This is a genomic window from Chryseobacterium sp. VD8 (assembly GCF_037149975.1).
In the GTDB taxonomy this organism is placed as follows: Bacteria; Bacteroidota; Bacteroidia; order Flavobacteriales; family Weeksellaceae; genus Chryseobacterium; species Chryseobacterium indicum.
In genome coordinates, this window is the sequence record NZ_JBBCQL010000029.1 from 23,221 (window position 1) to 29,353 (window position 6,133).

General features: G+C 35.2%; 7 protein-coding genes. 4 read left to right on the plus strand and 3 right to left on the minus strand.

Features of this window, described 5'->3' with window-relative positions:
• The 4 genes from WFK35_RS05405 (at position 1) to WFK35_RS05420 (ending at position 3,902) form a co-directional block, all read left to right on the plus strand.
• Positions 1–1,269: a polysaccharide biosynthesis C-terminal domain-containing protein gene (locus WFK35_RS05405; protein WP_336731720.1), complete on the plus strand. Its 1,269-nt coding sequence runs from the start codon at positions 1–3 to the stop codon at positions 1,267–1,269.
• A 24-nt stretch (positions 1,270–1,293) separates the two neighbouring features.
• Positions 1,294–1,797 (plus strand): hypothetical protein, encoded by a 504-nt coding sequence (locus tag WFK35_RS05410; RefSeq protein WP_336731722.1) that lies wholly within the window; start codon positions 1,294–1,296, stop codon positions 1,795–1,797.
• Between the two features lie 69 nt (positions 1,798–1,866).
• A complete protein-coding gene (serS, locus tag WFK35_RS05415) occupies positions 1,867–3,135 on the plus strand; it encodes a serine--tRNA ligase (protein WP_336731724.1) in 1,269 nt (422 codons plus the stop codon).
• Positions 3,136–3,191: 56 nt separating this feature from the next.
• Complete coding sequence (locus tag WFK35_RS05420; RefSeq protein WP_336731726.1) at positions 3,192–3,902, plus strand: hypothetical protein; 711 nt, start codon at positions 3,192–3,194, stop codon at positions 3,900–3,902.
• Between the two features lie 48 nt (positions 3,903–3,950).
• Here the strand turns inward: WFK35_RS05420 and WFK35_RS05425 are convergent, their stop codons facing one another.
• From WFK35_RS05425 to WFK35_RS05435, 3 genes are all read right to left on the minus strand, one after another.
• The gene (locus WFK35_RS05425) at positions 3,951–4,718 is read right to left on the minus strand and encodes a sulfite exporter TauE/SafE family protein (RefSeq protein WP_336731728.1); all 768 of its coding nucleotides are present in this window, start codon (positions 4,716–4,718) and stop codon (positions 3,951–3,953) included.
• On the minus strand, positions 4,709–5,161 hold the full coding sequence (locus WFK35_RS05430) for a FixH family protein (RefSeq protein ID WP_235131976.1): 453 nt from the start codon (positions 5,159–5,161) through the stop codon (positions 4,709–4,711). Before WFK35_RS05430 ends, WFK35_RS05425 begins: the two co-directional genes overlap by 10 nt.
• A gap of 9 nt (positions 5,162–5,170) precedes the next feature.
• A partial coding sequence (locus WFK35_RS05435; protein ID WP_336731729.1) for a 4Fe-4S dicluster domain-containing protein occupies positions 5,171–6,133 on the minus strand: 963 nt, incomplete at its 5' end.

Here is a 6,133-nt window from a genome sequence, read left to right on the forward strand (position 1 = left end):
ATGAAGCAAAATACTATTGTTAAGACCTTTCTTTCCCGATTTTTAATTCTGATATTAAATTTCGGACTTGTTATTTATTCTACAAATAAATGGGGAAGTGAAGGCAAAGGGATTATTTCACTTGTGATTGCGGATCTTACCCTGATCAGTTTTTTTGCTAATGTTTTTGTGGGAAGCAGCATGAGCTATTTTGCCAAAAGATATAGAACAGAAGCTATTTTACCGTTTGCTTACATTTGGGCTGTTTTAATGGGGATTTTAATACCGCTCATTTTTAGTTTTAATCATGCCTCAGAATATTTAATGTATCTTATCGGGCTTTCTGTCTCATCATCCTTGTTAGCGGCGAACGTAAATTTATTTGTTGGTCAGCAGAATATTAAAATGTTCAATTTATATACAGCTTTACAGCAAATTGTTCATATTATTTTTATTTTAATTATTGTTTATCTTGTTAAAGTAAATTCTGTAACGGTTTATTTTGTAGCACAAATAGCCAGTTTGGGAGTTCTGTTTATAGCCAGCGGCTTACAGATTTTTAGACATTGTAATATAAGACGAATTTCATTCTCTGGAAAAGTTGGCGGGAAATTATTGGATTATGGATGGAAGACTCAGCTGAGTGCTTTCTTACAGTTTTTAAATAACAGGCTATCCTTTTATTTTCTTGAATATTTTAAAGGAATTGTAAGTGTGGGTATTTTTTCGGTAGGTATCGCTTTTTCAGAAGCAATTTGGACGGTTAGCCGAAGCCTTTCCGTTATACTTTATTCAGATGTCGTGAACAATAAAAACTCCAACGACGCTATCGAAAAGACAAAAGTTTCGTTAAGAATCAGTTTTTTAATTACATTGGTTTTTATAACCATGATGCTGCTCATTCCGGGGCAGATATATTCCATGATTTTCGGAAGAGATTTTAGTAAAACCAAAGAGATTATTCTTTTTCTTTCTCCCGGAATTCTGGCAATCGCAGTAAGTAATATTATTGGTTACTATTTTGCAGGGATTAACAAATTAAGAATCTTAAATGTAAAATCTTTAATAGGTCTTATTTTTACAATAGTATCTTCATTTTACATCATTCCTAGATGGGGAATTCGCGGTGCATGTATTATTACCTCTGTGTCATACTGCATTTCTTCGGGCATTCTGTTTTGGAGATTTTATCAGATGACGGAATTTCATTTTCAGGATTTCATTCTTTCTAAAGCAGAAATTAATTTACTGTTAAATAAAGTCCTGAAGAAAAATAGAACTCTCAAATAAAAATAAGTTTTATCTTTGTTGGAAATGAGGAATATTGTTTTTGGATTTCTGGTGATTTTTTGTGCCTTTCTGAGCTGCAGAACGGATGACGATGATTTGCAGAAAATCGATCAGATTTTGAATGTTTATATGAAAAACGGAGCGGGACGCGATCTTTTTCATGCTAAAAAAAACCAGACCTATTTTACCTATTCGTTAAATGATGTAAACGGAACAAAAGATGTTTCACCTGTAAGCAGTACTCTGCGTGCTACTGCAGATTCCACTCTTTTTATTGAATATATTGCAGGAGCCAAAAGAGTAAGGCTGGATACGCTGGATCCGAACAACAAAACCTATCAGTCGGTAATTACGGTTTCACTGGTGAAGAGACTTAACAATACTATTCTTGATACCATTAACGAAACCCTGAAAATCCAGTATCATATGACGCCTTCGGTTTTTGAGGTCTCGAAAGTTTATTATAACGATACTTTAAGGTTTACCAAAACACCGGGTTCCCCGAATGTTGTTACAATCGTAAAATAATAATTTATACATTTGCAAAACTGTTGACATTTTAATGTTCAACATTCTAATAACTAACATCTAAATAAAATGTTACAAGTCAATTTTTTGCGCGACAATAAAGAGCGCGTTTTAGAAGGTCTTAAGAAAAGACAATTCAAGAATCTTGAGTTGGTAGACGAGGCTATTGCTACTGACGAAGAAAGAAAGAAAATTCAGTTTGAATTGGATTCCCAACTTTCCGAAATCAATAAAATCTCCAAAGAAATCGGACTTTTAATGAAAGAAGGAAAAAAAGAAGAAGCAGAATCCGCAAAATCTAAAACAGCACAATACAAAGAGTCGACGTCGGAATTGAAAGCTCAGTTGGATGTAAAAGAAAAAGAATTAATCAATATTCTGTACCAATTACCTAACATCCCGAATGAAAAGGTAAAGAATGGTGCTTCTGCGGATGATAATGAAATTATTTATCAGTCTCATGATGTAGAAGGTCTTGGAGAAGGAGCAATTCCTCACTGGGAACTGGCAAAAAAATATAACCTTATTGATTTTGAATTAGGCGTAAAGATTGCAGGAGCAGGTTTTCCGGTATATTTAGGAAAAGGGGCAAGATTGCAGAGGGCTTTGGTTCAGTATTTTTTAGATAAAAATGTTAAGAAAGGATATATGGAAGTAAATCCTCCTCACGTTGTAAACGAAGCTTCAGGATACGGAACGGGACAATTGCCGGATAAAGAAGGGCAGATGTATTACATTCAGGCAGATGATTTATATCTGATTCCTACCGCAGAAGTTCCTGTAACCAATCTCTATCGCGATGTATTGTTTGAAGAAAAAGATCTTCCTGTTAAAAATACAGCATTTTCTCAATGCTACAGAAGAGAAGCAGGAAGTTACGGATCACATGTAAGAGGTTTGAACCGTCTTCATCAGTTTGAAAAAGTTGAGATCGTAAGAATTGAAAAACCGGAAAATTCTTATGCAGTATTGGAAGAAATGGTAGAACACATCAAAGAAATTTTAAGTGATCTGGAATTACCATATAGAGTTTTAAGACTTTGCGGAGGAGACACAGGTTTTGCTTCTGCCATGACGTATGATTTCGAAGTTTGGAGTGCAGCTCAGGAAAAATGGCTTGAGGTAAGTTCTGTTTCCAATTTTGAAACTTTTCAGGCAAACAGACTGAAATGCCGTTATAAAGCAGACGGAAAATCTCAGTTGGTTCACACCCTGAACGGTTCTGCAATGGCATTGCCAAGAATTATGGCTGCTTTACTGGAAAATAACCAGACCGCAGAAGGAATTAAACTTCCGAAGAAGATAGCGGAATATGCGAGATTTGATGTTATCAATTAATAATAGTAATGCCCTCTCACTGAGGGCTTTTTTTTAATATTTTTTATAATAGATTAATGAAGAAAATTTCTGAAAGTATTTTACTTTTCTGTCTTGTTTTATTTTCATTGGCAAAGAGTTCAGGATTTAAAGATCGTTTTACTGAATCAAAATTTATAGAAATAGCAGGTATTGTAATAGATTCTGAGAGTCTTACCCCGCTAGAAAATGCGAAGCTTTATGATGAAAAAGGAAAGCTTATATCGACTACGGATAATAGAGGCTACTTTAGCGGAAAAGTAAATTATTCTGAGAAAGGAGGAATACATTTTAAGATCAGAGCCGAACACAATGGCTATTTTTCCTTTACTCAAAAGGAAAATTGGGCAAATTTAGGAAATGTACGATGTATTTATTATTTCGGACTTGAGAAAACATCCGGAATATCAATGAAGAATTCTTTTTCTGAAATGAAATTGAGCAAAGACCTTACATATGAATCTGTTTTAGCAGGATTCGAATCTGTTAAAAATAATCGTAGTTTTTATCATAAACTTGCATTGGCAGGAAGCAATAATGAAAAAGTTTTTTTTATGATAGATCAGAAGTATTATATAGTGAGCAATACAGGATGGCTGCTTATTACTTCTCCAGACGATAAAGTCTCGGTCAATAAGAAGAAAATAATCAAAGCTTCTGAATTGAATACATTAATTAAAAGAAAATATATTAAAAATATGAGTCCTTCGGAATCAAAGGATTACTTATACGAGATATATACAAAATAATGATAACAAAAAAGGAAACCTATTGAGATTTCCTTTTTTTATTTTCTATTAATGACAATTTACTTTACTATGATCGTGAGTGCTGTGATCTCCCGGCAAATGACAGTCTTCCTGATTATCTTTTGAAATGGTCATCGCTTCTGCTCTTGGAGAAATGTAGGGAATTCCCAGTTCCATACCTCGGATAATAAAAAGTCCGCCAAGGATGATCATAACAATCGGGATTGCTTTTAAAACTTTCACCCTGAAAGCCTGATTCATGAGATTTCCGACCAAAACTACCGCGAACATAAACGGAAGTGTTCCCAAACCAAATAAAGCCATATATAAAGCGCCCTGCCATATTCCTCCACTTGTTAAACTTGCCGTTAAAGCCATATAAACCATTCCGCAGGGTAAAAAGCCATTCAGAAGACCTGTAGTGAATCTTGAACGGTAATCTGCCTTTTGAAGCAGTCTTCCCAGATTGGATTTTACTTTGAATAAAAATTTTGAAAAAAACGGAACTTTAGAAGCAAAATCTTTTCCTCCGAATGAAAAAACAGCCATTACAATAAGCAGAATTCCCACAGCAATCGTAAGATATCTCTGAAAACCCGCCATTTCAAAGCCTTCTCCGATAATTCCAAGAATTGCTCCCAAAAGAGAGTAGGTGAAAATCCTACCGGATTGGTATGTGAGATTCTGAAGGTAGAAATTGGTAGCCTGTTTTTTTGTTAGTCCCATCGACAATGCAATAGGTCCGCACATTCCGATACAGTGGAATCCAGATGCAAAACCCAACCCGATTGCCGATATTATAAGTGCTACTTCCATATCACATCATAATCCATTCTGTAGTCTGTTTTATCTTTTGTCCAGCTCAAACGAAGGGTATAGTTCCCCAGTTTCAGAACCTGTGCAGGAATTAAAAAAGACTGATTGGCATCCAACTGTACCGTTTTATGAACGTCCAGATTCTGATCATCGGTTCTGTTCAGTACAAATTTCACTTTGGTATTAGAGTTATTGTAGTCTTTCGGAAAAGTAATCTTAATTCCTGAAGTATTTTGGCTGTAAACAGGTTTTTCTTTCAATTCGTCTGCTCTTTTCTTGGCATCAATTACATCCTGATATTTCAGTTCTTCTTCATAGTAATTATCGGTTACCATTTCAGAGTTCTTCTGTCCGTTTGGAAAAAGGAACATCATGGATAATATAAAGATCATAAAAGATGCTAAAGCGATAATTACACCGTGTCCCCAATTAAAGTTTTTCATTTCTAAAAATTAAAATTGTAATTTGAATGGTCCTTCAAAATATGTTTTGTATGAATCTACCAGTTTCCCCTTCATATCATAAACCCCGATCGTGATGTTCTGCTTGGAAAGCGTCATTTCATTTTCCGGGAAACTGATGTTGATGGTTCCTTTGGTAATTTTATCTCTGTCTACTGGAATCTTGCTTGATGCACTGTAGATCACCTCTCCATGTTTCGGTTCAATTACTTTAATGGTTACAACTTTTTTCTCGTTGGTTTTATTTAAAAATGTATAATTGTAAGTATTGGTAATTTTTCCGTCTCTCACGAAGAACGTACTTCCTGCCGGTTTAATGAATTTAGCTTCCATTTCAGCTCTGCTGGTAAGAAGATAACCTAAAAATCCTGTAAGCAGTAAAAGAACGACTGCAAAACCTTTCATTCTTCCCGTGAATTTAAACTCGGTCTGCTTTTCGATTTCGTTCTCGGTGGCATATCTTATCAGCCCTTTCGGAAGACCTACTTTTTCCATAACTTCATCGCAGGCATCTATACAGGCTGTACAGTTTACACACTCCAGCTGTTGTCCGTCTCTGATGTCTATTCCGGTAGGACAAACCACCACACATTGATGACAGTCTATACAATCACCTTTTCCAGCTGCTTTTCTATCTTCTCCTTTTCTCCATTTCGCTCTGTTTTCACCTCTTTTAAAATCGTAGAAAACATTAACGGTATCTTTATCAATCAAAACGCCCTGTAACCTTCCGTAAGGACAAACCAATGTACAGACCTGTTCTCTGAACCATGCAAACACAAAATAAAATGCTGCGGTTAAAAGAATCATCACGATAAAGTTGGTAGGATTGGCAAAAGGTCCTTCAGAAACAATTCTGAATACTTCTTCATATCCGACAATATACATGAACATGAAATGTGTAATGATTAAGGAAATAATAAGGAAGATCGTCCATTTAAGGCTTCTTTTCCA

Bases quoted from the DNA above. Each gene is read 5' to 3' on its own strand.
- WFK35_RS05420 (WP_336731726.1), top strand. From the start codon at position 3,192: ATGAAGAAAATTTCTGAAAGTATTTTACTTTTCTGTCTTGTTTTATTT.
- serS (WP_336731724.1), top strand. From the start codon at position 1,867: ATGTTACAAGTCAATTTTTTGCGCGACAATAAAGAGCGCGTTTTAGAA.
- WFK35_RS05410 (WP_336731722.1), top strand. From the start codon at position 1,294: ATGAGGAATATTGTTTTTGGATTTCTGGTGATTTTTTGTGCCTTTCTG.
- WFK35_RS05430 (WP_235131976.1), bottom strand. From the start codon at position 5,161: ATGAAAAACTTTAATTGGGGACACGGTGTAATTATCGCTTTAGCATCT.
- WFK35_RS05405 (WP_336731720.1), top strand. From the start codon at position 1: ATGAAGCAAAATACTATTGTTAAGACCTTTCTTTCCCGATTTTTAATT.
- WFK35_RS05425 (WP_336731728.1), bottom strand. From the start codon at position 4,718: ATGGAAGTAGCACTTATAATATCGGCAATCGGGTTGGGTTTTGCATCT.